Annotated in this window: 28 protein-coding genes, 1 tRNA gene and 2 pseudogenes; 9 read left to right on the forward strand and 22 right to left on the reverse strand. The window is 61.3% G+C overall.

Translation table 11 applies throughout. From position 1 onward, the window contains the following. The first annotated feature begins 17 nt into the window (after positions 1-17). Entirely contained in the window at positions 18-944 is a 927-nt protein-coding gene (locus P3C50_RS17315; RefSeq protein ID WP_275546916.1) for a LysR family transcriptional regulator, read from the forward strand. A gap of 39 nt (positions 945-983) precedes the next feature. Here the strand turns inward: P3C50_RS17315 and erdR are convergent, their stop codons facing one another. Further along, positions 984-1631: a response regulator transcription factor ErdR gene (gene erdR / locus P3C50_RS17320; protein WP_197855151.1), complete on the reverse strand. Its 648-nt coding sequence runs from the start codon at positions 1629-1631 to the stop codon at positions 984-986. 202 nt (positions 1632-1833) lie between these two features. Between erdR and P3C50_RS17325 the strand changes: the two genes are divergently transcribed. Then, positions 1834-2760: a DMT family transporter gene (locus P3C50_RS17325; RefSeq protein ID WP_275546917.1), complete on the forward strand. Its 927-nt coding sequence runs from the start codon at positions 1834-1836 to the stop codon at positions 2758-2760. Here the strand turns inward: P3C50_RS17325 and P3C50_RS17330 are convergent. Beyond that, positions 2720-3442: a tRNA-uridine aminocarboxypropyltransferase gene (locus P3C50_RS17330; RefSeq protein ID WP_197855147.1), complete on the reverse strand. Its 723-nt coding sequence runs from the start codon at positions 3440-3442 to the stop codon at positions 2720-2722. The genes P3C50_RS17325 and P3C50_RS17330 overlap by 41 nt on opposite strands. 399 nt (positions 3443-3841) lie before the next feature. Between P3C50_RS17330 and P3C50_RS17335 the strand changes: the two genes are divergently transcribed. After that, a complete protein-coding gene (locus P3C50_RS17335) occupies positions 3842-4243 on the forward strand; it encodes a quorum-sensing-regulated virulence factor family protein (protein WP_275546918.1) in 402 nt (133 codons plus the stop codon). A 13-nt stretch (positions 4244-4256) separates the two neighbouring features. Here P3C50_RS17335 and P3C50_RS17340 read toward each other — a convergent pair whose 3' ends face one another. Next, on the reverse strand, positions 4257-4451 hold the full coding sequence (locus tag P3C50_RS17340; RefSeq protein WP_197855143.1) for a hypothetical protein: 195 nt from the start codon (positions 4449-4451) through the stop codon (positions 4257-4259). Positions 4452-4741: 290 nt separating this feature from the next. Between P3C50_RS17340 and P3C50_RS17345 the strand changes: the two genes are divergently transcribed. Further along, on the forward strand, positions 4742-5815 hold the full coding sequence (locus P3C50_RS17345) for an LOG family protein (protein WP_275546919.1): 1074 nt from the start codon (positions 4742-4744) through the stop codon (positions 5813-5815). A gap of 126 nt (positions 5816-5941) precedes the next feature. On the opposite strand, the gene nadA is transcribed toward P3C50_RS17345, so the two are convergent. The 16 genes from nadA to aspS all read right to left on the reverse strand — a co-directional run bounded on the left by nadA (position 5942) and on the right by aspS (position 19385). After that, positions 5942-7000 (reverse strand): quinolinate synthase NadA, encoded by a 1059-nt coding sequence (gene nadA, locus P3C50_RS17350; RefSeq protein ID WP_003241694.1) that lies wholly within the window; start codon positions 6998-7000, stop codon positions 5942-5944. Positions 7001-7137: 137 nt separating this feature from the next. Further along, positions 7138-7213, reverse strand: a tRNA-Lys gene (locus P3C50_RS17355). Positions 7214-7271: 58 nt separating this feature from the next. Further along, entirely contained in the window at positions 7272-7946 is a 675-nt protein-coding gene (gene queC / locus P3C50_RS17360; RefSeq protein WP_275546920.1) for a 7-cyano-7-deazaguanine synthase QueC, read from the reverse strand. 2 nt (positions 7947-7948) lie between these two features. Continuing rightward, entirely contained in the window at positions 7949-8596 is a 648-nt protein-coding gene (gene queE / locus P3C50_RS17365; protein WP_275546921.1) for a 7-carboxy-7-deazaguanine synthase QueE, read from the reverse strand. 288 nt (positions 8597-8884) lie between these two features. Beyond that, on the reverse strand, positions 8885-9697 hold the full coding sequence (gene ybgF / locus P3C50_RS17370; RefSeq protein WP_197855135.1) for a tol-pal system protein YbgF: 813 nt from the start codon (positions 9695-9697) through the stop codon (positions 8885-8887). 6 nt (positions 9698-9703) lie between these two features. Then, positions 9704-10201 carry a peptidoglycan-associated lipoprotein Pal gene (gene pal, locus P3C50_RS17375; protein ID WP_003241687.1) on the reverse strand — a complete coding sequence of 166 codons (498 nt, stop codon included), beginning with the start codon at positions 10199-10201 and terminating at the stop codon, positions 9704-9706. Positions 10202-10256: 55 nt separating this feature from the next. After that, positions 10257-11555 carry a Tol-Pal system beta propeller repeat protein TolB gene (gene tolB, locus P3C50_RS17380; RefSeq protein ID WP_275546922.1) on the reverse strand — a complete coding sequence of 433 codons (1299 nt, stop codon included), beginning with the start codon at positions 11553-11555 and terminating at the stop codon, positions 10257-10259. Positions 11556-11560: 5 nt separating this feature from the next. Further along, a complete protein-coding gene (gene tolA, locus P3C50_RS17385; protein WP_275547009.1) occupies positions 11561-12544 on the reverse strand; it encodes a cell envelope integrity protein TolA in 984 nt (327 codons plus the stop codon). Further along, positions 12541-12993, reverse strand: a complete 453-nt coding sequence (gene tolR, locus P3C50_RS17390) for a protein TolR (RefSeq protein WP_003241681.1) — start codon at positions 12991-12993, stop codon at positions 12541-12543. The genes tolA and tolR overlap by 4 nt, the downstream gene beginning before the upstream one ends. A 27-nt stretch (positions 12994-13020) precedes the next feature. Beyond that, a complete protein-coding gene (gene tolQ, locus P3C50_RS17395) occupies positions 13021-13716 on the reverse strand; it encodes a protein TolQ (RefSeq protein WP_197855131.1) in 696 nt (231 codons plus the stop codon). A 2-nt stretch (positions 13717-13718) separates the two neighbouring features. After that, positions 13719-14171, reverse strand: coding sequence for a tol-pal system-associated acyl-CoA thioesterase (gene ybgC, locus P3C50_RS17400; RefSeq protein ID WP_013714445.1), 453 nt, complete (start codon positions 14169-14171; stop codon positions 13719-13721). 53 nt (positions 14172-14224) lie between these two features. Then, positions 14225-15277, reverse strand: a complete 1053-nt coding sequence (ruvB, locus tag P3C50_RS17405) for a Holliday junction branch migration DNA helicase RuvB (RefSeq protein WP_275546923.1) — start codon at positions 15275-15277, stop codon at positions 14225-14227. Positions 15278-15433: 156 nt separating this feature from the next. Then, positions 15434-16039, reverse strand: coding sequence for a Holliday junction branch migration protein RuvA (gene ruvA / locus P3C50_RS17410; protein WP_275546924.1), 606 nt, complete (start codon positions 16037-16039; stop codon positions 15434-15436). A 22-nt stretch (positions 16040-16061) separates the two neighbouring features. Then, positions 16062-16586 carry a crossover junction endodeoxyribonuclease RuvC gene (gene ruvC, locus P3C50_RS17415; RefSeq protein ID WP_275546925.1) on the reverse strand — a complete coding sequence of 175 codons (525 nt, stop codon included), beginning with the start codon at positions 16584-16586 and terminating at the stop codon, positions 16062-16064. A 178-nt stretch (positions 16587-16764) separates the two neighbouring features. After that, a complete protein-coding gene (locus P3C50_RS17420; protein WP_275546926.1) occupies positions 16765-17514 on the reverse strand; it encodes a YebC/PmpR family DNA-binding transcriptional regulator in 750 nt (249 codons plus the stop codon). Between the two features lie 95 nt (positions 17515-17609). Then, a complete protein-coding gene (aspS, locus tag P3C50_RS17425) occupies positions 17610-19385 on the reverse strand; it encodes an aspartate--tRNA ligase (protein ID WP_275546927.1) in 1776 nt (591 codons plus the stop codon). Between the two features lie 322 nt (positions 19386-19707). Between aspS and P3C50_RS17430 the strand changes: the two genes are divergently transcribed. The 4 genes and pseudogenes from P3C50_RS17430 to P3C50_RS17440 all read left to right on the forward strand — a co-directional run. Next, on the forward strand, positions 19708-20178 hold the full coding sequence (locus P3C50_RS17430; RefSeq protein ID WP_090433838.1) for a Dps family protein: 471 nt from the start codon (positions 19708-19710) through the stop codon (positions 20176-20178). 96 nt (positions 20179-20274) lie between these two features. Then, positions 20275-21342: a GGDEF domain-containing protein gene (locus P3C50_RS17435; protein WP_275546928.1), complete on the forward strand. Its 1068-nt coding sequence runs from the start codon at positions 20275-20277 to the stop codon at positions 21340-21342. Between the two features lie 171 nt (positions 21343-21513). After that, positions 21514-21822: pseudogene (locus P3C50_RS24180) on the forward strand (cold shock domain-containing protein membrane protein); the annotation flags it as partial. Positions 21823-21909: 87 nt separating this feature from the next. After that, positions 21910-22128 (forward strand): annotated as a pseudogene (locus tag P3C50_RS17440) (cold-shock protein); the annotation flags it as partial. Positions 22129-22170: 42 nt separating this feature from the next. Here the strand turns inward: P3C50_RS17440 and P3C50_RS17445 are convergent. Together P3C50_RS17445 and P3C50_RS17450 are read right to left on the reverse strand one after the other, a co-directional pair. Beyond that, positions 22171-22377, reverse strand: coding sequence for a SlyX family protein (locus tag P3C50_RS17445; RefSeq protein ID WP_197855116.1), 207 nt, complete (start codon positions 22375-22377; stop codon positions 22171-22173). Next, the gene (locus P3C50_RS17450; protein ID WP_275546929.1) at positions 22374-22805 is read right to left on the reverse strand and encodes an HIT family protein; all 432 of its coding nucleotides are present in this window, start codon (positions 22803-22805) and stop codon (positions 22374-22376) included. Before P3C50_RS17450 ends, P3C50_RS17445 begins: the two co-directional genes overlap by 4 nt. Positions 22806-23463: 658 nt before the next feature. Here P3C50_RS17450 and P3C50_RS17455 point away from each other — a divergent pair. Continuing rightward, on the forward strand, positions 23464-24768 hold the full coding sequence (locus tag P3C50_RS17455; protein WP_275546930.1) for an OprD family porin: 1305 nt from the start codon (positions 23464-23466) through the stop codon (positions 24766-24768). Positions 24769-24840: 72 nt separating this feature from the next. Here the strand turns inward: P3C50_RS17455 and P3C50_RS17460 are convergent, their stop codons facing one another. Further along, positions 24841-25248 carry a PaaI family thioesterase gene (locus tag P3C50_RS17460; RefSeq protein ID WP_197855325.1) on the reverse strand — a complete coding sequence of 136 codons (408 nt, stop codon included), beginning with the start codon at positions 25246-25248 and terminating at the stop codon, positions 24841-24843. Positions 25249-25362: the final 114 nt, after the last annotated feature.

Below are 25362 nucleotides of genomic sequence, written 5' to 3' on the forward strand. Positions count from 1 at the left end.
TTATCGGTTATATCGATATGCGATTTACTCTCAGACAACTTCAAGTATTCGTTGCCGTGGCGCAGCATGAGAGCGTCTCGCGCGCGGCGCAATCGCTCGCATTGTCGCAGTCTGCCACCAGCACCTCGCTGACCGAGCTGGAGCGGCAGTCCGACTGCCAGCTGTTCGATCGCGCCGGCAAACGCCTGGCGCTCAACGCATTGGGTCGGCAGTTGCTGCCCGAGGCCGTGGCGCTGATCGACCAGGCGCGCGAGATCGAACGCCTGCTGGGCGGTAAGAGTGGTTATGGCTCGCTGAACGTTGGCGCCACGCTTACTGTGGGCAACTACCTGGCGACGCTGCTGATTGGCAGCTTCATGCAGCACCACCCGGAGTGCCGGGTGAAGCTGCAGGTGCACAACACCGCCCATGTGGTGCAGCAGATCGCCCATTACGAGCTGGATCTCGGTTTGATCGAAGGCGACTGCCAGCATCCGGACATCGAGGTGCAACCCTGGGTCAAGGATGAGCTGGTGGTGTTCTGCGCCCCGCAGCACCCGCTGGCCAAACGAGGTAGCGCCAGCCTGGAAGAGCTGACGCACGAAGCTTGGATTCTGCGCGAACAGGGCTCGGGCACCCGCCTGACCTTCGATCAGGCCATGCGTCATCACCCGCGCAACCTCAATATCCGCCTGGAGCTGGAACACACCGAGGCGATCAAGCGCGCGGTGGAATCAGGCCTGGGCATCGGCTGCATTTCACGCCTGGCGCTGCGCGACGCCTTTCGCCGCGGCAGCCTGATGCCGGTGGAGACCCCGGAATTGGACCTGCGCCGGCAGTTCTACTTCATCTGGCACAAGCAGAAGTACCAGACGGCGGCGATGCGCGAGTTTCTCGAACAGTGTCGTGCGCTGACCGCCGGAGTCAGCCGCAGTGATCAGATCGTCCTGCCACCGATCGTCTGAACGGTCAGCGTCGATCCAGCGTCACGCGGCGCCGCGATATCAGCCCGGAATCGACTCCATCTGCTGCAACAGCAGCGCCGCCTGGGTGCGGGTACGCACGCCGAGCTTGCGGAAAATCGCCGTGACATGCGCCTTGACCGTCGCCTCGGACACGCTCAGCTCGTAGGCGATCTGCTTGTTCAGCAGACCTTCGCAAACCATGGTCAGCACGCGGAACTGTTGCGGCGTCAGGCTGGCGAGGCCGGCGCTGGCGGCCTTGGCCTCTTCGGACACCGGTGCGCTCTCCTCGGCCAGCGGCGGCCACCAGGTGTCGCCATCGAGCACCTGACGCACGGCCTGCTGCAAGGTTTCCAGCGGGCTGGATTTGGGAATGAAGCCGCTGGCGCCGAACTCGCGGGAGCGGTTGACCACGGAAGCTTCTTCCTGAGCGGAAATCATCACTACGGGAATCTGCGGGTACTGACCGCGCAGCAGCACCAGGCCGGAAAACCCGTAGGCGCCCGGCATGTTCAGATCGAGCAGGACCAGGTCCCAATCGCTCTTGGCGGCCAGGTGGCCTTCGAGTTCAGCGATGCTGGCAGCTTCTACCAGACGGACCTCAGGCCCCAGCCCCAGGGTCAATGCTTGCTGCAGTGCGCTGCGAAACAGCGGGTGGTCGTCGGCAATCAGGATTTCATAGGCGGCCATTGGCAGATCCTGTTCTTCTTATGAGTGGCACCGAGGTGAGTATGGCAGTGCTTTTCGCCTGAAGATCCGCTCAAGCCTGCTCATCCACATCACAGACTCCCCACTCGGACCGACGGCGGCGCTCAGCATGCCGAGCTGTGGCGGGGTGGTCAAGCTCAACGCTTTGCGGCAGCATGCGCAACTTTCCTAGCGAGACGCTCCGATGCGAAGCCAAGCCCTGCGCGCCGACCTGTTGATGCTGATTACCGCGATGATCTGGGGCAGCTCATTCGTCGCCCAGCGCCTGGGCATGGATAATATCGGTCCCTTCCTTTATACCGGCCTGCGTTTCGCCCTCGCCTGCCTGGCGCTGCTGCCGGTGCTGGCCCTGCTGCAGCGTCGTCAACAATGCCCGGTCGCCCCTCTGAATCGCAACCTGCTGATCGGCGGCGTGATCATGGGCCTGGCGCTGTCGCTGGGCATCAACCTGCAGCAGGTCGGCCTGCTGTTCACCACCGTGACCAACTCCGGCTTCATCACCGGGCTGTACGTGATCGTCGTACCGATTCTCGGCCTGCTGATCGGCCAACGCAGCAGTGCAGGCATCTGGCTGGGCGCCAGTCTGGCGGTGGTCGGCATGTTTTTGCTCAGCGTCGGTGAGGGTTTCACCGTGGCCTCAGGCGACTGGCTGCAGCTGGCCGGCGCCTTCGTCTGGGGTGTTCACGTGTTGCTGGTGGGCTTCTTCGCCAGCCGCCACGACCCGCTGCGCCTGGCCTTCATCCAGTTCGCCACCTGCGCGGTGATCAGCCTGCTACTGGCAGCGGTATTCGAAACCGCGACACTGGACGGCATCCTCCAGGCCGCACCGGCCATTCTCTATGGCGGCCTGTTCGGCGTAGCGGTGGGCTTTACCCTGCAGGTGGTCGCGCAGCAGCATGCCATCGCCTCGCACGCGGCGATCATTCTCTCGCTGGAGGCGGTGTTCGCCGCGATAGCCGGCGCCCTGCTGCTGGGTGAGGTGCTGGCACTGCGCGGCTATCTGGGTTGTGCACTGATGTTCGGCGGCATGCTGCTGGCTCAGCTGTGGCCCAAGCCTCTGCCGAACGATCTCAGCGGTACGACTGCAAGCGCTGGTGCAGAGCGTCGTTGAGCTCCAGTGGCAGGCGCCGCTTAGCCGCCAGGTAGTGCTGGCTGAAAGCATCGAGATAGTCGTCCAGCGCCTCGCCGGCGCGCAGATCACCCGCCAGCTCCAAGCACATGGCGGCCACTTCGGCCGTGCACAGATGCTCCCCGCGCGTGGAGCGACGCAGGCGATAGCGCGATAGCTGCGCCGGTGTCAGGCTGAGCACCGGCAAGGCGTCCAGATAAGGGCTCTTGCGAAACATCTTGCGCGCCTCGGTCCAGGTGGCATCGAGCAGCACGAACAGCGGCCGCTTGCCGGGCACAAGCTGCACCTCTTCCACCACGCGCTGCGGCGTGACGTACTCACCGGGAAAGACCAGATAAGGCTGCCACTGCGGATCGGCCAACAGCTCCAGCAGCGCCGGATCGACAGCGGTGCGCGTCCAGCCGAAGGCGTGAGTTTCAGGCACCACGTCGGCGATCAGCCAACCGGTATTGCTCGGTTTCAGCGCCTCGATATCGTGCATCACCAGGCACATGCCGGCATTGGCCTGAACCTGCGGGCGCCAGGCACACAGGCAATGAGTCGGCTGCACCCGACAGTCAGGGCAGCGCTCGGCGCGCGAACCGCGGGCGATGAAGGGTTTGACGCTGCGCGCCAGGCGCTCTGCGCGCAAACGGGCAACGGCATGTGGGGCTGGATGAGTCATGGAGCGAGCAACTGCAAACGGGGGCGGGATTCTACCACCGCGCTCGCCCTTCGAACGGCGTGGACCAAGGACAGACCGATGAAGTGGATGCGGGGGTCGTACGCGCCGGCGCGGTCGTCGCCCAGATCAGGCCAGCCGAGGTAGGCGGCCGAGCATCTCGCCTGAACGTCGCACATCCATTGGATGACGGCATGCCTGCGCCCGAGCGTCTGGCCAAACCAGTACACTACCTAAGGTCATCACGTACCGGCTTGCGTCGAAAAAGGCGAGTCTTGCCGCCTGGACAGCATGCAGCGCTGTTATCGGTAATTCACCGTTTCAGACAGCCAACGGCCAGCGCCGCGAACATTCTTCCCGAGGCCCTGTCCAACCCTCGTCCACGTTTTCAGGAGTCATTACATGCTGCGCTACATCCTTCCCGCCCTCGCGTTCAGCCTGATGTTTTCTACCGCTCAGGCCGCTTCGCTGAAGGAGATGGAACTGACTCGCACCCTGGAGCAGGTCGCCCGACAAAGCAGCGAAGGCACGCCACGGGCGATCAACGAGGACATTCTCGATCAGGGTTATACCGTGGAAGGCCATACGCTGATCAACCACCTCAGCGTACGTGAAGCGCATGCTGCGCAGATGCGCGGCAATCCCGACATCGTGCGTGCGCAACTGGCCGCCAGCGTCTGCCGCAATTCGGGTTATCGCGCCCTGCTGGCCGAAGGCGCGCAACTGCGCTACCAGTTCAGCGAGTACCGCAGCAATCGCCCGGTAACCGTCGAAGTCTTCGACAAGGGCGACTGCGGCCTTTGATCGAAGGCTGGCGTCAGCCCCTGTGCACCCGGCGCTGCGCGTCATCGGCGCGCAGTTCGGCAAGCAAGGCCTCCATGTAGCGTGAGCGTCGCCCACCACCTTCGAGGCGACGCGTGCACTCGTCCTCGAGACTCAGCTGGCTGTTATGCGCTGCCTGCTGCAGCATGCGATAGAGGCTCGTTTCTATCTCCAGAGTCAACTTGGGCATGCCTGTCACTCCCTTCACCTTGACCAAACAGCAGACTCGGCGTAGCGGGCGAGGTTCCGCCGCTCGTCGGCTACCAGCCCTATGCCCACTAGCCACGGACAGAAACAGCACTTCATGGCTGGCAGATCCTGCATGAGCGACTGAACCGAATCGCCCCGTAATCGACGCTTACGAAAAGGTGGCAACGAAACGGCAGCGTGGCTGTGGCAAGCTACCTGACACGCCATAATCAGGGAGCCGGCCAAGTTGAGCGGCTGTGCCTTTCTCAGGCCCGGAAGAGGAGAGTTTCCATGCCCTTTGAAGCGGACGACTATCTGTCGCGCCACGTGCAAACCAGCGAGGTCGACCTGAGCAGCAAGGTAGAGGAACTGGTGGCGCTGGCAGCCCCGAGCAACAGCCCCAACCTGTCGCTGTACCGCGAAATGCTCACCACCGTGATCCATATGGCCCAGGCAGATCGCAATCGCTGGGATGCCAAGATCATGATGCAGACCCTGCGCGAAATGGAACATGCCTTCGGCGTGCTGGAGCAGCTCAAGCGTCGGCGCAAGGTCACGGTGTTCGGCTCGGCACGTACGCCAGCCGATCACCCCCTGTATCGGCTGGCTCGCGAACTCGGCGAACTGCTGGCGCGCCGCGACCTGATGGTGGTCACGGGAGCCGGTGGCGGCATCATGGCGGCAGCTCATGAAGGCGCCGGCACGGAAAACAGCCTGGGGTTCAATATCACCCTGCCCTTCGAGCAAGCCGCCAATGCCACCATGCGCGGCAGTCACCATCTGCTCTCGTTCCACTTCTTCTTCCTGCGCAAGCTGTTCTTCGTCAAGGAAGCCGATGGCCTGGTGCTCTGCCCCGGCGGTTTCGGCACGCTCGATGAAGCCCTGGAGGTGCTCACCCTGATCCAGACCGGCAAGAGCCCGTTGGTACCGGTGGTGCTGCTCGATCAACCGGGTGGCAGCTACTGGGAAGATGCGCTGGGGTTCATCCGCCGGCAGCTCGGCGACAACGGCTACATCCTGCCGACCGACCTCAACCTGCTGCACCTGGTCTACAGCGCTGAAGAGGCCGTGGATGAAATCGCCCGCTTCTATCGCAACTTCCACTCCAGCCGCTGGCTCAAGGACCGCTTCGTGATTCGCCTCAATCACCCGCTCAACAAGGCAGCTCTGGCGAAGCTGCACAGCGACTTCTCCTGCCTGTGCAAAGAGGGCGGTTTTACCCAGCAGCCTCATGGCGAGCAGGAACGCGACGAACCGGAATTGCGCGACCTCACCCGCCTGGCCTTCGCCTTCAACGGTCGCGATTATGGCCGCCTGCGGGCCCTGCTCAATGTGGTCAACGAACCGGAGAACTGGGCAACCTGAGCTGACGAGTTGCCGTAGCCCGGATGAAATCCGGGGTATTGGCCTCTCGCCATTCCCGGATTGCAGCCGGGCTACGCAAAGCAAGAAGCCCAGCATTTGGCTGGGCTTCTTTTTGCTGCATGCCTATCAGGCGTTGCCGGCGACCTTCATCCGCGCCGCCTGGGTGAAATCGAGCATGCGCTTGAGCGGCTTGATCGCCTTGGGAATCAGCGCCGGGTCGACATGAATCTCGCCGGAGCCCTGGCGCAGGCCGGTGAGCACGCGCTCCAAGGTGTTCATCGCCATCCATGGGCAGTGCGCACAGCTACGGCAGGCGGCGCCGTTGCCGGCCGTCGGCGCTTCGATAAAGGTCTTGTCCGGGCACAGCTGCTGCATCTTATAGAAGATGCCGCGGTCGGTAGCGACGATAAAGGTCGAATTGGGCAGCGTCTGCGCCGCCTTGATCAACTGGCTGGTGGAACCCACTGCGTCGGCCAGTTCCACCACGTTCTGTGGCGACTCGGGGTGCACCAGAATGGCTGCATCGGGATACAGCGCCTTCATGTCCAGCAGCTGCTTGGACTTGAATTCTTCGTGAACAATGCAGGCACCGTCCCACAGCAGCATGTCGGCGCCGGTCTCGCGCTGAATGTAGTTGCCAAGGTGCTTGTCCGGCGCCCAGATGATGGTCTCGCCGTTATCCATCAGGCTCTCGACGATCTCCAGCGCGCAGCTGGATGTCACCACCCAGTCGGCACGAGCCTTCACCGCCGCCGAGGTATTGGCATACACCACCACGGTGCGCTCGGGATGCTGATCGCAGAAGGCCGAGAACTCGTCCACCGGGCAGCCCAGATCCAGCGAACAGGTCGCCTCCAGCGTCGGCATCAGCACGCGCTTTTCCGGGTTGAGAATCTTCGCCGTCTCGCCCATGAATTTGACCCCGGCCACTACCACGGTCTGCGCCGGGTGCTGGTTGCCAAAGCGAGCCATTTCCAGGGAATCGGAGACGCAGCCACCAGTTTCCTCGGCCAGCGCCTGGATAACCGGATCACAGTAATAGTGCGCCACCAGCACCGCGTTCTGCTTCTTCAGCTCGGCGGCGATCTCACGGCGATAGAAGGCCTCCTCCTCGGCGGTCAGCGGCTTGGGCTGTTTGGCATCGAGGTGGGCTTGAACCAGAAGGCGTTCGGAAATCTGCGTCATATCATCGAACCTGCGGCGCTCTTGAGCGAGCTGCGAGTATACCCCCTGGCTGCCCATCGCCACAGGCGGGCCAGCCTCGGCCAGAGGGCTTTTCCGAGGGCAAAAAAAAGCCAGTCTCACGACTGGCTTTTGCGATCTGGTGGGTCGTGTAGGATTCGAACCTACGACCAATTGGTTAAAAGCCAACTGCTCTACCAACTGAGCTAACGACCCAACGCGAGGCGCATGATACTGATTTAATTCAGGAAATCAACACTTCGCGAAAATTTTTTCAGAAATAGCGGGTGGCATCAGGCACGCCAGCAGCGACGAAACCGGCAGCGCGCAGGCGGCAGCTGTCGCATTTGCCACAAGCGCGGCCATCATCGTCGGCCTGGTAGCAGGAGACCGTGAGCGCGTAATCCACCCCCAGACGCATACCGGCCTGAATGATTTCGCCCTTGCTCATCTGCTGCAGCGGTGCGCGGATGACAAAACCCTCACCCTCCACACCGGCTTTGGTCGCCAGGTTGGCCATGCGCTCGAAGGCCTCGACGAACTCCGGGCGGCAATCGGGATAGCCCGAATAATCCACCGCATTGACGCCGATGAAGATGTCGCGTGCTTCGACCACTTCCGCCCAGCCCAGCGCCAGGGAGAGAAACACCGTGTTGCGCGCCGGCACGTAGGTCACGGGAATGCCCTCACCTGGGGTTTCCGGAACCGCGATGCTGCTATCGGTCAACGCCGAGCCACCGATACCGTTGAGATTGAGGCCGATCACCTTGTGCTCGACCACACCCAGTTGCCGAGCGACGCGCTCGGCCGCCTGCAGTTCGGCGCGATGACGCTGCCCGTAATCGAAGCTCATGCTGTAGCAGGCGTAGCCTTCGGCCCTGGCCATTGCGACGACCGTGGCCGAATCCAGGCCGCCGGAAAGGAGAATGACCGCTTTCTTGTCGTTCATGATCAATGTCCCGGCTCGTCGTTCCAGAGAATCTTGTGCAGTTGCAGTTGCAGGCGCACCGGCAGGTTGTCCGCCACTATCCAGTCTGCCAGCGCGCGTGCATCGACCTGCTGGTGGCTGGGCGAGAACAGCACCTCGCCGGCCCGGGCCGCCAGGTCGTACTGGATCAGCCTGGACAAGGCCCAGTCGTAATCCTCGCGCGAGCAGATGACGAACTTGACCTGGTCATTGGCGGTGAGCCACTCGATGTTCTCGTAACGGTTGCGCTGCACCTCGGCCGAACCGGGCGTCTTCAGGTCGAGCACCTTGCTCACCCGTGGATCGACGGCCGAGACGTCGAGTGCGCCACTGGTTTCCAGCGACACCTCGTAACCGGCGTCACACAGACGCGAGAGCAAGGGGATGCAGTTGGGTTGGGCCAGCGGCTCACCGCCGGTTACGCAGACGTAGCGCGGCCGATAGGCGGCCACCTGAGTGAGAATACTGTCCAGCGTGACGATCTCACCGCCGCTGAAGGCGTAGGCGGTGTCACAGTACTGACAGCGCAGGGGGCAGCCGGTCAGGCGCACGAATACCGTCGGCAAGCCGGCGGTACGCGTTTCCCCCTGCAACGAGTAGAAAATCTCGGTGATGCGCAGGGTTTCTTGCATGGTAGCCACGGGCGTGATGACGAAACAGGTCATCCGCCTCCGTTGCGTGAAAAGACAGGAACACCGGCAGTGGTCGGTATTCGACGAGGCATGGCGGCAGGGACATCAGCCGAGCTGAAACCCCACACCCATGCGAGCGCGCATTCTAATGGAAGTCGCCGAATGGCAGACAAAAATCATCGGAGTGGATTTTTAACGTCGCTTCGCGACGGCCCATAAAGATTGCTGCCTGGGAGCAGGCCACAAGAAAAACCCGCGACATGCGCGGGTTCGTTCATCAAGATCGGCTTACAGGCGCTGCAGGTCGCGCTGGGCCAATTGGGCGGCCGAGCTGCCCGGATACTGAGCGATCACCTGCTGCAGGATACCGCGCGCCTTATCGTTGTGCCCCAGGCGGCGCTCGACATCGGCCAGCTTGAACAGCGAATCCGGCACCTTGGCATGGCTTGGATAGGCCTGGCTGACCTTGGCAAAGGCCTGGCCGGCGGCTTGCAGATCGCCCTTGGCCAGATTCACTTCACCCAGCCAATACTGAGCGTTGCCGGCGTACTGACTGTTGGGATAACGATTGAGGAAGGCAGCGAATGCCTGCGATGCCTTGTCGAAATCCTTGGCCTTGATCAGGTCGAAGGCGGCATCGTAGTAAAGCTTTTCCTTGGCCGGATCACCCGGCTCGGCGCTGCCCTGCTGCTGTGCAGCAGGTGGCGTCGGGGTGCCATTGGCGTTTACCGCGCCATCGGCTGAATTCTGTGCGGGAGCTCCACCGGCAGCTGCGCCGGAAGAAATACGTTGATCCAGATCCTGGTAACGCTCCAGCCCTTCCTGCTTGAGGCGCTGGATTTCGTTTTGCTGCTCTTCGACCATGCCACGCAGTTGCGCAATTTCCTGCTGCATCTGCTCGAGCTGGTTGAATAGCATACCCTGCGCAGAAGCGGGCGCTTGCGCGCCCGCTCCGGCGGAGGAGCCGGCCGTACCATAACCCGCCGGTGGATAGCTGCTGCCCTGTTGCATGGAGCTGCTTTCCAGTACGGGAACCTCCGCTACCGCCGCGAGCGGCAGGGCGAGTGTCAGAAGGGTCAGGATACGGCGGCAATCTCGCATGGCAGCTTACTTACGCAGCTCTACGCGACGGTTCTGAGCCCAGGACTGCTCGTCGTTGCCAGTGGCAACCGGACGCTCTTCGCCGTAGGAAACCAGTTCCAGCTGAGCCGGGGAAACGCCCTGCAGAACCAGGTAGCGCTGAACGGCCTTGGCACGACGCTCGCCCAGAGCCATGTTGTACTCACGGGTACCGCGCTCGTCAGCGTGGCCTTCCAGAACGACGCGAGCGCCGTTGCCTTTCAGGTCCTTGGCGTGTACGTCCAGAGCGCGCATGGCTTCGGCTTTCAGGTCGGAGCTGTCGTACTCGAAGTAGAAGGTGGTGATAGCGCGCAGAGCCGCTTCTTCGCTCAGGCTGCCGTCAACAGCGCCAGTGTTGGCACCGTAGCCAGCGTTCGGGTCAACAGCGCCTTCACCAGCAGCGTCGCCGCCTTTGGAGGAGCAACCTACAGCAACGGCGAGAGCCAGGGACAGTGCAGCGAACTTACCGAATTTCAGCATTTCCATCATGTAACTCCTAATGAACCCCAGTTGTGTTAAGCAATATAGGTGTAACGCCGCATCAGTTCAGGTAAGGGGACCAAGAAGGCTCTCGAACTTCGCCTTGAGCGGTAGGAAGAGGGAGCCTCACACGTCCGTTGGTGGACGCTAACATCAAGACTCCCCGGCCCTGCTGGCGGGTGGCGTAGATTAGCATGGCCCCATTGGGCGCAACAGTGGGCGACTCATCCAAACTTGTGTCTGAAAGTATGCGCAAACGGTTGGTTTCCAGGTCCTGTGCAGCCACCTTGAACACGGTAAAACCATCTTGGCGATGGATCATCACCAGGGTCTTCTCATCAGCCGACAATTTCGGGTTGGCGTTGTAGTTACCGACGAAGGTCACTCGCTCAACTGCCCCACTGCTGATGTTGGTTTTGTAGATCTGCGGCTTACCCGCGCGATCGGAAGTGAAGTAAAGGGTCTGACCATCCTTGCCCCAGAAGGGTTCGGTATCAATTGCGTAATGGTTGGTGATGCGGCGCATCTGCCGACTGCCCATATCCATCACGTAGATTTCCGGGTTGCCGTCCTTGGACAGCACGAAGGCCAGACGCGAGCCATCCGGCGACCAGGCTGGCGCTCCGTTGAGGCCTTCGAAATTGGTGACCTGCTCGCGACGGCCGGTGTCGATGTGCTGCACGAAAATACGCGGGCGACGCTGCTCGAACGAGACGTAGGCAATGCGGCGACCATCAGGAGCGAAGGACGGCGACAGGATCGGCTCACGCGACTGCAACAGGGTCACGGCGCGGGCACCGTCGTAGTCGGAACGCTGCAGGGTGTAGCGGGTGTTGTTGGCGCCCATGCGCTCGGCGGTGACATATAGCAGGCGAGTGGAGAACGCCCCCTTGACGCCGGTGAGCTTCTCGAACGACTGGTCGGCGATATGGTGGGCCATGTCGCGCAATTGGTCGGTGCCGCCACCTACATTGCCGGTCATCACCTGCTGCTCGGTGTTGACGTTGAACAGTGCGTACTGGATCTGCAACCGGCCACCGTTGGGCACGATATTGCCGACCAGCACATACTGGGCGCCGAGAGCTTTCCAGTCGCGGTAGATGACTTCGCTGGCCTGGGTCGGCAGGCTGATCATGTTCTGTCGCGGGATGGGCTCGAAATAGCCGGAGTTGCGCAGGTCGTTGCCGATGATCTGCGACATGTCTTCGGGCAGCACCGAACCACCCTGCCAGCCGAAGGGCACAACGGCGATGGGCGTAGCGCGGTCGGCGCCTTGGGAGATCACCAGCGGGTCGGCTGCCTGGACGCTACCGACCAGCATGACCAGCCCAAGCAGGGCGATACGAATCAGGTTGTTCACAGAGCTCAATCCTCCGGTTTGAAAATGACGCGACGCTGCCTGTACATACGGTCGAAGGTAGCGCGATCCAATTGTTGCATCTCGGGAATACGCCCGACGTTACGTACAGCGGCAACGGCCGAGTTGTCGAACGGCGCATCGCCACTGGAGCGCGATACGCTGGCGTTGGTCACGGTGCCGTCGGGCAGCATCTGAATCAGCAGCTCGACGCTCATGCCACGGCGCGCCGACATCGGTCGCTGCCAGTTCTCGGTGATCAGTTTGATGATCAGGTCGTCGAGGTTGCCGGCAACCTGGTCGCCATGGGTTTCGGCCAGCGCCTGCTGGTTCTGCACGTTGTCCGAGAGCAACTCGGCCAGCGCCGCAGCCTTCTGATCCTCGGCTGCCTTGCGTCGCGCCTCTTCGGCCTTGCGCTTGGCATCCTCGGCAGCCTTCTTCTTCGCTGCCTCGGCAGCTGCCGCCTTCTTCTTCGCCTCTTCTGCAGCGGCCTTTTTCTTGGCCTCTTCAGCGGCTTTCTTCTTCGCCTCTTCCTCGGCGCGCTTCTTGGCGATATCCGCCTGGCGCTTCTGCTCGGCAGCCTTCTCGGCTTCGGCCTTCTTAGCAGCTTCAGCTTTGGCTTGTTCGGCCTTTCGAGCCTCTTCAGCCTGCTTTTGTTCCTCGGCTTTCTTGGCCGCGGCTACCTTCTGCGCTTCGGCCTGGGCCTGCTTCTGCTCCTCGGCTTTCTTCTGCTCCAGTCGTTCGGTCTCGAACTGCGGTGCCGAGGTCTTCTGCGCCTCACCCGCGACCTTCTGCGTGGTCTGGGTGGTGGCCTGGCTCTGCGACTGCAACTGATACAGCGTAGCCTGTACCACCGGACGCGCCGGTGGCAGTTCCGGGGTGAAGGCGAAGCTGACGAACAGCATGGCGAACATCAGGACGTGCAGACCCACGGCCCAGACCACGGGCCAGAAGTAGCTTTCCGATTGCGAACGCTCGGTTTGCTGCATCAGGGGGCCTCGGTAATCAATCCGACGTTACCCACGTCGGCCTGCTGCAGGCCGCCCATGGCCGCCATCACGGTGCCGTAATCGACGGTGCGATCACCGCGCACGAATACCTGCACCTGCTTACCCTGACGACGGTTCTCGGCAATGATCGCCGAAACGGCCTGGGTCATCTGCTCGAGGGTCGAAGCACGTTCCTGCTCGGTGTCGACGTCGACCTCGCTGCCCATGTTCCAGTAGTAGGTCTTGTCGGCCTTGATGGAAATGGTCAGTACCTGGGCGTCGTTATCCTGCGGCAGCGCTTCGCTGCTGACCTTGGGCAGATCGACCTTGACGCCCTGGTTGAGCATCGGCGCGGTGACCATGAAGATGACCAGCAGTACCAGCATCACGTCGATGTATGGCACCACGTTCATCTCGGCGACCGGTTTGCGTCTGTTGCGAATTCTCGCCATGGCTAGAACCTATTCTGTGCGCGCGTCTTATTCTTCCGAGGTGTGCACCTTGCGGTGCAGGATGGCCTGGAACTCGTCGGCGAAGGTGTAGTAGCGGCCGATCAGCATTTCGCCGCGGGCAGAGAAGCGGTTGTAGGCGATGACCGCCGGAATCGCGGCGAACAGGCCGATGGCGGTGGCGATCAGCGCTTCGGCGATGCCCGGGGCGACGGTGGCCAGGGTGGCCTGCTGCACCTGAGCCAGGCCGCGGAAGGAGTTCATGATGCCCCACACGGTACCGAACAGACCGATGTACGGGCTGGTGGAACCAACGGTAGCCAGGAACGGCAGTGCGGTTTCCAGCTTCTCTTCCTCACGGGAGATGGCCACACGCATGGCGCGCGCCACGCCGTCCATCACCGCGTCCGGGTCCACGCCCTGCTGCTGGCGCAGACGGGAGAACTCCTTGAAGCCGGCACGGAAGATCTGCTCCAGGCCGGAATCCGGATCGGGGTTGCTGCCGGCCTGACGATACAGCTTGGACAGGTCGATGCCGGACCAGAATCGATCTTCGAAGTTGTCCAGCGCGCGTTTGGCAGCGCGCAGCGCATTGCTGCGCTGGAAGATCATCACCCAGGAAATCACCGACGCGGCCACCAGGGTCAGCATCACCAGCTGAACCAACAGACTGGCGTTACTGATCAGACTCCACATCGACATATGGTCAACGGCGTTAGCTTCCACGCTTACTCTCCTGCTGCAATTAATCCCGGCGCCTGCGTCCCGGCGAACGCGTGTCGCAGGGTTTCGGGAATAGCCCGGGGTTTCAAGTTGTCGGCGCGCACACAGGCCACCAGAAACTGCCCTTCGCAGAGCAGCACATCATCCGCAGCCCGCCTGACCTGTTGACGAAAGCGCAGGCTGGCACGGTTCAATTCGATTACATCGGCGCTGATCACCAGCTCGTCATCCAGGCGTGCCGGCGCGTGATAGCGCGCTTCGGCCGAATGCACGACGAACAACAGGCCCTCACCGGCAAGCGTCGACTGGGCATAACCCAGCTCACGCAGGCGCTCGGTGCGAGCCCGCTCCATGAATTTGAGGTAGTTGACGTAGTAGACGATGCCGCCCGCATCGGTGTCTTCGTAGTAGACCCGGCAATGGTGGCTGAACGGCTGGACTCCGTTTTGCGCGCGCATACTCTAGTCCCCGGCCTGCTGCTTGCCAATCCGGCCTGGTAACAATTTTTTCGTCATTCGTCACCCGCGCTGAAAAGGTCGCCACTGGGCGACTTGCCCGGGCGCTTGGGAATGTTCAGCCCGAAGTGCAGATAGGCATGCCGGGTGACCACACGCCCGCGCGGAGTGCGCATCATGTAGCCCTGCTGGATCAGATAAGGCTCGAGCACGTCCTCGATGGTGTGGCGCTCTTCGCCGATGGCCGCGGCAATGCTGTCGAGCCCCACCGGGCCGCCGTCGAACTTCTCGATCATGGCCAGCAGCAGGCGGCGGTCGGAATGGTCGAAGCCACGCTCGTCGACATCCAGGAGGTTCAGCGCCTGGTCGGCGATGGACTGGGAGATATGACCCGTGCCGCGCACTTCGGCAAAGTCGCGCACTCTGCGTAGCAGACGATTGGCGATACGCGGCGTGCCACGCGCGCGACGGGCAATCTCGAAAGCGCCTTTGGCCTCGATGGGCAGCCCGAGAATCCCGGCGGAGCGCGAGACGATGGTGGCCAGGTCATCGATACCGTAGAACTCCAGGCGCTGGACGATGCCGAAGCGGTCGCGCAGTGGATTGGTCAACATGCCGGCACGCGTGGTGGCGCCGACCAGGGTGAAGGGCGGCAGATCCAGCTTGATCGAGCGTGCCGCGGGGCCTTCGCCGATCATGATGTCGAGCTGAAAATCCTCCATCGCCGGATACAGCACCTCCTCGACCACCGGCGAAAGACGATGGATCTCGTCGATGAACAGCACATCGCCGCTTTCCAGGTTGGTCAGAAGCGCCGCCAGATCGCCCGGCCGCTCGAGCACCGGGCCGGACGTGCTCTTGATCGAGCTGCCCATTTCCTCGGCGATGATATTGGCCAGGGTGGTCTTGCCCAGGCCCGGTGGCCCGAAGATCAGCGTATGGTCGAGCGCTTCCGCCCTGCCCCGCGCGGCCTGGATGAACAGCGCCATCTGCTCGCGCACCACGGGCTGACCGATATAGTCGGCCAGACGCAGCGGGCGAATGGCACGATCCTGCTGCTCTTCGCGCTCACGTGGGCTGGCGGTAATCAGGCGATCGGCTTCGATCATCGCAATACTTCCATCGACAAGGTGTTGAAGAACGTCAGCGAGGCAGCCGAGGCTAGGCAAAAACAGGCGAGAAAGCGGAGTTTACGAGTGTAAATGGGCATTTTGAGCCTGTTTTTAACAACGCCTCGGCAACGCAGGTAGTTATTCAACACCTTGTCACGCCACGCCGCGCAACGCGCGACGAATTAAGTCTTCACTGCTCATACCATCCTCCTTGACGGCGGCAACGGCTCGGCTGGCCTCCTGCGGCTTGTAACCGAGGGATATCAACGCACTGACGGCGTCATTCTCCGCGCTTGAGACTGCCTGAGCCAGTTGAGGTTCAACCACCAGGGGCGCAATGGACGGTATCGACTCCCAGGCCTTGAAACGGTCCTTGAGCTCGACCAGCAGGCGCTCGGCGGTTTTCTTGCCGACGCCCGGCACCTTGACCAGCGCCGCGGTGTCCTGCGCCTGCACGCAGCGCACCAACTCATCGACCTCGAGCCCGGACATCAATGCCAGCGCCAGCTTGGGGCCGACTCCGTTAAGGCGAATCAGCTCGCGGAACAGCTCGCGCTCGCGCTTTTCGAAAAAACCGTAGAGCAGATGCGCATCCTCACGCACTACCTGATGCGTGTGCAGGGTTACCGGCTCGCCCACCGCAGGCAGACGATAAAGGGTCGTCATCGGTACTTCCAGCTCATAACCGACGCCATTCACATCCAGAAGCAAATGCGGCGGCTGCTTCTCCGCCAGGGTGCCGCGCAAACGTCCGATCACCGCTGCTTTTCCTTTATTCCGATTACAAACGAAGACGACCGCCGCGCCGCTTGGCGCTGGCCAGTCCATGGGGAATGAGACTCTGCCGATGGTGGGCATGGCACAGGGCGATACCCAGCGCATCGGAGGCGTCGATCTGTGGCTTCTGCACCAGCCCCAGCAGGTGCATGACCATCATCTGCACCTGCTGCTTGTCGGCCGCCCCGGTGCCGACCACGGCCTGCTTGACCTGGGTGGCGGTGTACTCGCTGACCTCCAGCCCGGCCTCCACTGCGGCGACGATAGCCGCGCCACGCGCCTGCCCCAGCTTCAGCGCCGAATCGGCATTGCGCGCCATGAACACCTGCTCGATCCCCATGGTCACCGGGCCATGGGTGCGAATCACCTCGCTGACGCCGCGAAAGACGATCTGCAGGCGCTCGGCCAGAGATCCATTGCCGGTACGAATGCAGCCCGAAGCCACGTACTCGCAGCCACGCCCGGTATCGCGCACCACACCGTATCCGGTAATGCGCGAGCCGGGATCGATTCCTAGGATCAGGGTCATGTCAGCAACTGTCTATTTATCCAGTTGGCGAGTATACGGGGCGCCCCCTGCTGCGTCATCCGCCACTGCTCAGCCAGACGAAAAAAGCCGGAAGCACCATGCGGCGCTTCCGGCCTCCTCGTTCTTAGCCCGAATGCAGTCCGGGAAATACGTACCAGATCGCGTTCGGGCTACAGCCTCAGCCGAGCTGCTCCATGATCTCGTCGGCGACTTCAGCGTTGTGATAGACGTTTTGCACGTCATCCAGATCTTCGAGCATGTCGATCAGCTTGAAGACCTTCTGCGCCGTTTCCAGATCAGTGATCGGCGCACTAATCGACGGGATCATGGCGATCTCTGCCTCTTCACCCTTGAACCCGGCCGCACTCAGCGCCTCGTTCACCGCGTGAAACTCGGTGAAACTGGTCGATACCAGCGCCGAGCCATCCTCACCCATTTCCACATCGTCGGCCCCTGCTTCCAGGGCCGCTTCCATCAAGACGTCCTCATCGACACCCGGTGCGAAGCTGATCTGCCCTTTGCGGTCGAACATGTAGGCGACCGAACCATCGGTGCCGAGGTTGCCGCCGCATTTGGTGAAGGCATGCCGCACTTCGGCTGCGGTGCGGTTGCGGTTATCGGTCATCACCTCGACGATGATCGCCACACCACTGGGCGCGTAACCTTCATAGCTGAACTCGACGACGTTGTCGGCTTCGTTGTTGCCGGCACCACGGGCGATGGCGCGATCGATCACCTCGCGCGACATGTTGTTGGTCAGCGCCTTGTCCACGGCCAGGCGTAGACGCGGGTTATCCGCCGGAATCGGGCCGCCGTGCTTGGCGGCGACCGTCAGCTCACGAATCAGCTTGGTGAAGATCTTGCCCCGCTTGGCGTCCTGACGCCCCTTGCGGTGCTTGATGTTGGCCCATTTGGAATGACCAGCCATAACTCACTCCATCTTTTCCACTTGAGAATTGCAGGGGCGCCCGAATGAACGCCCCAGAACGAAGAAGCCTGGAAATCCAGGCTTCTTGTACAGGCTTATTCGGCCTTGGGTTGCTCGCGCAGGCGGATATGTAGCTCGCGCAGCGACTTGCCATCCACCACACCCGGCGCCTGAGTCATGACGCAGGCCGCGCTCTGGGTTTTCGGGAAGGCGATCACTTCGCGGATCGACTGCGCACCGGTCATCAGCATCACCAGGCGATCCAGGCCGAAGGCCAGGCCACCATGGGGCGGCGCACCATATTTCAGCGCATCGAGGAGGAAGCCGAACTTCTCCTGCTGTTCTTCTTCGCTGATGCCCAATACGCGGAACACGGTCTGCTGCATGGCCTTGTCGTGAATACGGATCGAACCGCCACCCAGCTCCGTACCGTTGAGCACCATGTCGTAGGCACGCGACAGCGCGGCAGCCGGGTTGGCCTCCAGCTCCTCGGGGGTGCACTTCGGCGAGGTGAAGGGGTGGTGCATGGCGGTCAGGCTGCCATCGTCGTTCTCTTCGAACATCGGGAAGTCGACGACCCACAGCGGCGCCCACTCGCAGGTGAACAGATTCAGGTCATGGCCCAGCTTGATGCGCAGCGCGCCCAGGGCTTCAGAAACGATCTTGGCCTTGTCGGCACCGAAGAACACGATATCGCCATCGACAGCACCGACGCGGTCGAGGATGACATTGATGTTGTCCAGCGGGATGTTCTTGACGATCGGCGACTGCAGGCCTTCGACACCGGCGGCACGCTCGTTGACCTTGATGTAGGCCAGGCCCTTGGCGCCATAGATGCCGACGAACTTGGTGTAGTCGTCGATCTGCTTGCGCGGCATGCTCGCCCCGCCCGGTACCCGCAACGCGGTGACGCGGCATTTCGGGTCGTTGGCAGGTCCCGCGAAGACCTTGAATTCGACGTCCTTGAGCTGATCCTCAACATCCACCAGTTCCAGCGGGATACGCAGGTCCGGCTTGTCCGAACCGAAGCGGCGCATGGCTTCGGCCAGGGTCATGTGCGGCAGTTCGCCGAACTCGACGTCCAGCACTTCCTTGAATAGGTTGCGCACCATGGTCTCGGTGATGTCCATGATGTCTTTTTCATCGAGGAAGCTGGTCTCGATGTCGATCTGGGTGAATTCCGGCTGACGGTCGGCACGCAGGTCTTCGTCGCGGAAGCACTTGGCGATCTGGTAGTAGCGGTCGAAGCCGGCCACCATCAGCAGTTGTTTGAACAGCTGCGGCGATTGCGGCAGGGCGAAGAAGCTGCCGGGATGAGTGCGGCTCGGCACCAGATAATCGCGTGCGCCTTCCGGCGTGGCGCGGGTCAGGATCGGCGTTTCCACGTCGAGGAAGCCGTTGTCATCCAGATAGCGACGGATGCTCGAGGTGATGCGCGAACGCAGCTTGAGCTTCTCGGCCATTTCCGGACGGCGCAAGTCGATGAAGCGATAACGCAGGCGGGTTTCCTCACCGACGTCGGAATACTCGTTGAGCGGGAACGGCGGGGTTTCCGCTTCGTTGAGCACGTCCAGCTCGTAACCCAGCACCTCGATGGCGCCGCTGGCCATGTTGGCGTTGCGCGCGCCCTCAGGACGCAGACGCACCTTGCCGGTGATCTTGACCACGTATTCGCTGCGCACGCGGTCAGCCTTGGCGAAGGTTTCGGCACGATCCGGATCGAACACCACCTGAGCCAGGCCTTCACGATCACGAATATCGAGGAAGATCACCCCGCCATGGTCGCGGCGACGGTGTACCCAGCCGCAAAGGGTGATTTCCTGGCCATCCAGGCTCTCGTTCAGTTGGCCGCAATAGTGGCTGCGCATCATGATCGTGTTTCGCTTCTCTAAGGTCTTGGATAGGTCAGGTAGCCCCCAGCACCATGGGCAGGAGCCACGCCGCGGCACAGGCCCAACAGCACGCCGCGCTTCGATAAAGAGCGGGATTATATAGCGTAAATCGTCGCGACGCAGCCGAGCTACTCCCCCTGCTGCGAACAATTGCCGGGAACCGGGTGAACCGAGCGTTATCGATAGTCTCTAAACATCGCTTTAATTGATATAAGCCAAGATCATCCCGCCGTCCTGCGTGCTAGGCTCTGCCTAACACTGCGGGATAGAAACCCCGGGCTCACCTGAAAGGAGACAAGCCATGGAAATCAATATCGGAATCGCCGAACAGGATCGCGCCGCCATCGCCGAAGGCCTCTCGCGCCTGCTGGCCGACACCTACACGCTGTACCTCAAGACCCATAACTTCCACTGGAACGTTACCGGCCCGATGTTCAACACCCTGCACCTGATGTTCGAAGGTCAGTACACCGAACTCGCCCTGGCGGTTGACGCAATCGCCGAACGTATCCGCGCTCTGGGCTTCCCTGCTCCGGGGACTTATGCCGCTTACGCGCGCCTGTCCTCGATCAAGGAAGAGGAAGGCGTGCCCAGCGCCGAGGAAATGATCAAGCAACTGGTGCAAGGTCAGGAAGCGGTCGTGCGCACCGCCCGCGGCATTTTCCCGCTGCTGGACAAGGTCAGCGACGAGCCCACTGCGGACCTGTTGACCCAGCGCATGCAGGTGCATGAGAAAACCGCCTGGATGCTGCGCAGTCTGCTTGCAGCTTGAGATGCTCGAAGGCCCGGTTATCCGGGCCTTTTCATTAGGCAGGCCACCCCGCTCTGATCTATGCTCTGGCCATTCGCCATCGAGTTGTCGACATCCATGAGTCAAGCCAACAAACCGCCCAGCATCATCGAACTGTATCCGGAGGAAACCCGCAAGGCGGCCGAGCTCCTGAAACAGGCCGTCCCCTTGATGATGCGCCACGACATCCCGCCCAATCCGGTGCATTACGCACTGTGGTACACCTACAGCCGAGGCAGCGAGCCAGAACTCAACCGCCGCATGGACAAGGTGGTCGAAGACTTCGACGTGTTTCCTCCGGAAACCGCCAGCCGGCTGTTTCGCGACTACATCATCCGTGGCGAACTGGATGAGGCACGCGCCGGTCAGCAACAGGTCATCGAACTGGTCGACGATATCGAAGACGACGTTTCACGCAGCGTGATTGGCAGCCAGCACTACCAGCAGAGCCTGAGCCAAGGCCTGAATGCCCTGCAGGAGCCTATCATCGACGACCTGCCCAGCGTGCTCAGCGAACTGCAGGAAAGCACCCAGCTGATGCAGGATCAGCAGGAAAAATTTCTCTATCGTCTGCGCACCGCACAACAGGAAATTACCCATCTACGCAGCCAATTGGAGCGTGCCCATCTGGCAGCCACGCTCGATAGCCTGACCCGCGTGTTCAACCGCCATGCCTTCACTCGTCTGCTGGAACGCGCCCTGCACGAATCACAACAGGGCCTGGCTCTGGTGATTCTGGATATCGACCACTTCAAGCAGTTCAACGACCAGTACGGTCACCCGCTGGGTGATCGCGTGCTGCAACACGTCGGCCAACTGTTGCGCGACCTGCTGCCGCCGGAGGCCTTTGCTGCGCGCTACGGCGGCGAAGAGTTTTGCGTGGTACTGCGCAACTGCCCCCACCTCAGCGAGGTTGTAGGTTTCGCCGAACAACTGCGCAACAAGATCCAGTCCCTGAGAGTCAAGGTGCGCCGCACCGACCAGATTCTGGACAGCATCACCGCCTCCTTTGGCTGCGCCATGGCCGAAACTGGCGACACCTTCGAATCGCTGCTGACCCGCGCCGATGACGCGCTCTATCAGGCCAAGCGCGCTGGCCGCAATCAGGTCCATCCGATCACCAGCGAAAAGATGCTAACCGCTTGATTTGAGAAGCCCCTGCCTTTGCTGTTAAATAGCTTCGCACGCCGCGTTACCATCCCGCGGCGTCGCCAACCTGTATAGCGGCGCGCGTTATGGCCGTTCAGCTGGCCACCAGTGAAGCGCGCTCCCTCCGCAACACCTTGAGTCATCATTCAATCAGTGAGTTCGTCGAAGATGTTGAAGATTGCCCATCTCGTGACAGGGTTCGCCGCCCTGCTGCTGTCCGCCGTACCCGGTATTTCCACTTCGTTCCTGAGCACCCCGGATGCCATCTACCTGGCCCTGACCGGCCTGCTGAACCTGCTCGCCGCCGCACAGCAGCAGAATGCAGCAGCCACACGCCAGCAGTTGCTGGGCCTGTCCTCGGCTTTGCTGATCCTGGCTGCCGTGGTCCAGAGCCTGATCCTGCTCGCACCGCTACCCAGCATCGGTGGCCAGCCGGCTATCTGGCTGCCTTTGCTGACCTCGGTCGTCGCCGTGCTACTGAGCCTTGCCGCCCAGCTGCGCGCACAACCGCAGACCAAAGAACAGCAGCCTTTTGCGCAAACCAGTTCCAGCACACCTCAGGAAGATCGCGAGACCGGCACGGTCAAGTGGTTCAACACATCAAAGGGGTTCGGCTTCATTTCCCGAGACTCGGGCGAAGACATCTTCGTGCACTTTCGTGCCATTCGCGGCGAGGGTCATCGCGTATTGATCGAAGGTCAACGCGTGGAGTTCTCCGTCATGCAGCGTGACAAGGGCCTGCAGGCGGAAGATGTGATTGCGGCAGCGCCCTCACGACGCTGAGCGGCACGCAAGAAAAAGCCCGGGAAACCGGGCTTTTTCGTATCAATAGTGCGGTGGTGGCGCTTCGTCCTGGGCAATCCCCGCGAGCCCGTTCAACTCTTCCTGACGACGCGCCATAGCAGTCAATTGCAATTGCATCCGCTCGATGCGGCGGTTCTGCTCGACCAGCTCATCGCTCAACGCCTGAATGGTGTCATCCTGAAAGGCCAGGCGGCTTTCTAGCTCCATGATCCGCGACTCCAGGCTCATGCGAACGCTCCGGCGAATTGAAAATCCTTGGTCAGCACCAGACGCAGCTTGTCGATGATCTGCACCACCTGCTGCTCGGAATAATGCTGCGCAGGGTGGCGACCCCAGACCGGCGCGGGCCAGGAGGCGTCGTCACGACGACGCACGATCACATGCATGTGCAACTGGCTGACTACGTTACCCAGCGTAGCCACGTTCATCTTGTCGGCAGCAAAGGTGTCCTTGAGGGTTTCAACCAGCAAGGTGGTTTCCTGCCAGAGCTGACGCTGGTCAGCCGCATCGAGCTGGAACAATTCGCTAACCTCTGCACGCCGGGGCACGAGGATGAACCAGGGGTAGCTGGCGTCATTCATCAGCAGCAGGTGGCAGAGGGGAAAATCCCCGACCAGCAGGCAATCCTGCTGCAGCCGTGAATCCAGGGTGAACATCGCGCGCTCCTCCTTCAATACAGATCGTCAAGCGTAGTGCCGCGAGGGCCGACGCAATGGCGCGCAGCATACGCGGGCTCAGCGGACAATTCACCCGACGAACGCGCACCAACCCAAGGCAGGCCAGGCGCACACGCACCGCAGGCGTGCACCATTTTGTTTCTTCCCGTAATGGGACGACGCTGAGCGTTACCGACGAAGCGACAGGCAGCTTACTGACGGCGCACTCTGGCTGCAGCCCGCACAGGCCCGCATCCCCCTCGCAAACCCGCGCCAAGGGCAGCATTTGCGCGGCAGAACGAGTTGCTCTGCGCTCAAAAATCAAGGTTTTAGAGTGAGAAGCAGATTTTGAGCATGACTTTTGCTATTTGTGAGAGCAATGCCCGGCAAGCCGTGCAGTCGACCAATAACAGCGGTCTTTGGCACCCGAGAACCGCGGAGACGTTGGTGCAACGAAACGCAAGTGCAGAGCTATAGATTTGCGACATTCCTCCTCACGCGATGCGACACAAGCATGAACGAAGCCGCAACGAATAGACTGCAACTATCGCCAACATTGGCTGCGTGCTATAAGTTAGCGCCGACACAAAAAGAAAGAGCCGCCCATATAAAAAAACAGTGGGCAGCGCAACTCTTCCAAACCCAAGGAGCAATCACGATGCAAGTGATGAAGTGGAGCGTAATCGCCCTGGCAGTAGCCGCGGGCACCAGCCAAATGGCCGTGGCGTCCAGCCAGTCCGAGTCGAACGGCTTCCTCGAAGACAGCAGCTTCGACATCTTCAACCGCGTTCTGTACATGAACCGCGATTTCAAGAATGGCGCCTCGAACGGTGCAAGCACTTCTGCCAATCCGGCAGGTTATCGCGAAGAGACCGGCCTGGGCATTCGCCTGCTGTACCAATCCGGCTTCACCCAAGGTACCGTAGGCGTAGGTTTCGACGCTCACTCCCTGAGCAGCATCAAGCTCGACAGCGGTCGCGGTCGCTACGGCACTGGCCAGTTCGCCCAGACCGATGACGGTCGTGGCGACGATACTCAGACCGAGGTTGGTGGCGCTGTCAAGCTGCGTATTTCCGACACTGTTCTGAAGTATGGCAGTCAGTTCACCGCCAGCCCGGTATTCTCCACCGACGATAGCCGCATCCTGCCAGAAGTCACCACCGGTACCTATCTGGTAAGTAACGAAATTGAAGGCCTGGAACTGAGCGCCGGTCGCTTCACCGCCATGAGCAGCCAGACCGGCACCAGCCGCGATGACATCAACGGCAAAGGTGAAGCTGGCCTGAAGTACGCCAATATCGTGGGTGCTTCCTACTCGTTCACCGATGACCTGAGTGCAGCATTCCACGCCTCCGATGTAGAGGACTACTGGAAGAAGTACTACGGCAACGTCAACTACAACCTGTCTCTGGCCGAAGAGCAGGCTCTGAACTTCGATTTCAACGTCTACAAGACCGACTACGACAAGACCTACACCAATACTGCTAGCGACCAAGACAACACCATCTGGAGTCTTGCAGTTGCCTACTCGCTGGGCGCCCACACTTTCACCCTGGCCCACCAGCGCTCGAGCGGTGATCGTGGCTATGAATACGGCGTAGACGGCGGCGGTACCGTCTGGCTGGCCAACTCCGTGCAATACTCCGACTTCAATGGCAAGGACGAACGCTCCTGGCAGGCTCGCTACGACCTGAACATGGCCGAGTATGGCGTACCGGGTCTGAGCTTCATGACTCGCTATATCTACGGCGACAATATCGACGTTGTAGGTTTCGCTGACGAAGGTAAAGAACATGAGTTCAACTTCGAAACCAAGTACGTCGTTCAGGATGGTGCCGCCAAAGACCTGTCGTTCCGCCTTCGTAGCGCCATCTGGCGTGCCAACAGTGCGTACAACTCGGTCAACGGTTCAGACAACAACGACCTGCGCCTGATCGTCGAATACCCGCTGAGCGTTCTGTAACTTCAGCGCTACTCGATAGCAGCATAGAGAAACCCGGCCAAGGCCGGGTTTCTTTATTTACGCTTCAGCAATTTAGAGAGGCAAAGCGTAAGTTCCCGTTACATGCGCAACCAACTCATTCTCATTTCCATCCGAATATAACGAAACTTCGCAAACAGCCTGACGCCGACTCAACCGCAATATGCGCGCTTCGGCCAACAAATCGACCGGTTTGGGTTTGATCAAAAAGTTGATATTGAGATTGGACGTCACTGCCATCTCTACCCGCCCCAGGCGCCCCAGCACCACCGCATACATCGCTGCATCACCCAGCGCCATGATGGTTGGACCGGACAGCGTCCCGCCCGGGCGCACCAGTTTGGCGTGAAAGGGCACCCGCGCCAGCACGCCCTTCTCGTCGAGCCGGTCGATCCGCAGATCAATGTCCTCGGCCATCGGCAGCCCACCCCGAATCAGGGTTTGGACTTCAAATGCAGTCAGCCCCACTATTATTCCTCCTGATCAACGCGGCAGCGCTCCCGCCCCCGCGCCACTCCTGTACGCCACTGTATAGGCACCGTACAATGCCGGCCTATTCCAAGCCCTAGCAACCGA

The organism is Pseudomonas sp. Marseille-Q0931 (genome assembly GCF_940789645.1).
GTDB lineage: Bacteria > Pseudomonadota > Gammaproteobacteria > Pseudomonadales > Pseudomonadaceae > Aquipseudomonas.

What these genes read in the sequence shown, in the direction of transcription:
- P3C50_RS17420 (WP_275546926.1), bottom strand. Translation starts at nt 17,514, where the DNA reads ATGGCTGGTCATTCCAAATGGGCCAACATCAAGCACCGCAAGGGGCGT.
- P3C50_RS17435 (WP_275546928.1), top strand. Translation starts at nt 20,275, where the DNA reads ATGAGTCAAGCCAACAAACCGCCCAGCATCATCGAACTGTATCCGGAG.
- nadA (WP_003241694.1), bottom strand. Translation starts at nt 7,000, where the DNA reads ATGACGCAGATTTCCGAACGCCTTCTGGTTCAAGCCCACCTCGATGCC.
- P3C50_RS17335 (WP_275546918.1), top strand. Translation starts at nt 3,842, where the DNA reads ATGCTGCGCTACATCCTTCCCGCCCTCGCGTTCAGCCTGATGTTTTCT.
- P3C50_RS17455 (WP_275546930.1), top strand. Translation starts at nt 23,464, where the DNA reads ATGCAAGTGATGAAGTGGAGCGTAATCGCCCTGGCAGTAGCCGCGGGC.
- ybgC (WP_013714445.1), bottom strand. Translation starts at nt 14,171, where the DNA reads ATGCGCGCGCAAAACGGAGTCCAGCCGTTCAGCCACCATTGCCGGGTC.
- aspS (WP_275546927.1), bottom strand. Translation starts at nt 19,385, where the DNA reads ATGATGCGCAGCCACTATTGCGGCCAACTGAACGAGAGCCTGGATGGC.
- P3C50_RS17315 (WP_275546916.1), top strand. Translation starts at nt 18, where the DNA reads ATGCGATTTACTCTCAGACAACTTCAAGTATTCGTTGCCGTGGCGCAG.
- P3C50_RS17445 (WP_197855116.1), bottom strand. Translation starts at nt 22,377, where the DNA reads ATGAGCCTGGAGTCGCGGATCATGGAGCTAGAAAGCCGCCTGGCCTTT.
- P3C50_RS17330 (WP_197855147.1), bottom strand. Translation starts at nt 3,442, where the DNA reads ATGACTCATCCAGCCCCACATGCCGTTGCCCGTTTGCGCGCAGAGCGC.
- ybgF (WP_197855135.1), bottom strand. Translation starts at nt 9,697, where the DNA reads ATGCGAGATTGCCGCCGTATCCTGACCCTTCTGACACTCGCCCTGCCG.
- tolR (WP_003241681.1), bottom strand. Translation starts at nt 12,993, where the DNA reads ATGGCGAGAATTCGCAACAGACGCAAACCGGTCGCCGAGATGAACGTG.
- ruvB (WP_275546923.1), bottom strand. Translation starts at nt 15,277, where the DNA reads ATGATCGAAGCCGATCGCCTGATTACCGCCAGCCCACGTGAGCGCGAA.
- pal (WP_003241687.1), bottom strand. Translation starts at nt 10,201, where the DNA reads ATGGAAATGCTGAAATTCGGTAAGTTCGCTGCACTGTCCCTGGCTCTC.
- P3C50_RS17430 (WP_090433838.1), top strand. Translation starts at nt 19,708, where the DNA reads ATGGAAATCAATATCGGAATCGCCGAACAGGATCGCGCCGCCATCGCC.
- P3C50_RS17325 (WP_275546917.1), top strand. Translation starts at nt 1,834, where the DNA reads ATGCGAAGCCAAGCCCTGCGCGCCGACCTGTTGATGCTGATTACCGCG.
- P3C50_RS17345 (WP_275546919.1), top strand. Translation starts at nt 4,742, where the DNA reads ATGCCCTTTGAAGCGGACGACTATCTGTCGCGCCACGTGCAAACCAGC.
- queE (WP_275546921.1), bottom strand. Translation starts at nt 8,596, where the DNA reads ATGCAAGAAACCCTGCGCATCACCGAGATTTTCTACTCGTTGCAGGGG.
- ruvC (WP_275546925.1), bottom strand. Translation starts at nt 16,586, where the DNA reads ATGACCCTGATCCTAGGAATCGATCCCGGCTCGCGCATTACCGGATAC.
- P3C50_RS17340 (WP_197855143.1), bottom strand. Translation starts at nt 4,451, where the DNA reads ATGCCCAAGTTGACTCTGGAGATAGAAACGAGCCTCTATCGCATGCTG.
- P3C50_RS17450 (WP_275546929.1), bottom strand. Translation starts at nt 22,805, where the DNA reads ATGTTCACCCTGGATTCACGGCTGCAGCAGGATTGCCTGCTGGTCGGG.
- erdR (WP_197855151.1), bottom strand. Translation starts at nt 1,631, where the DNA reads ATGGCCGCCTATGAAATCCTGATTGCCGACGACCACCCGCTGTTTCGC.
- queC (WP_275546920.1), bottom strand. Translation starts at nt 7,946, where the DNA reads ATGAACGACAAGAAAGCGGTCATTCTCCTTTCCGGCGGCCTGGATTCG.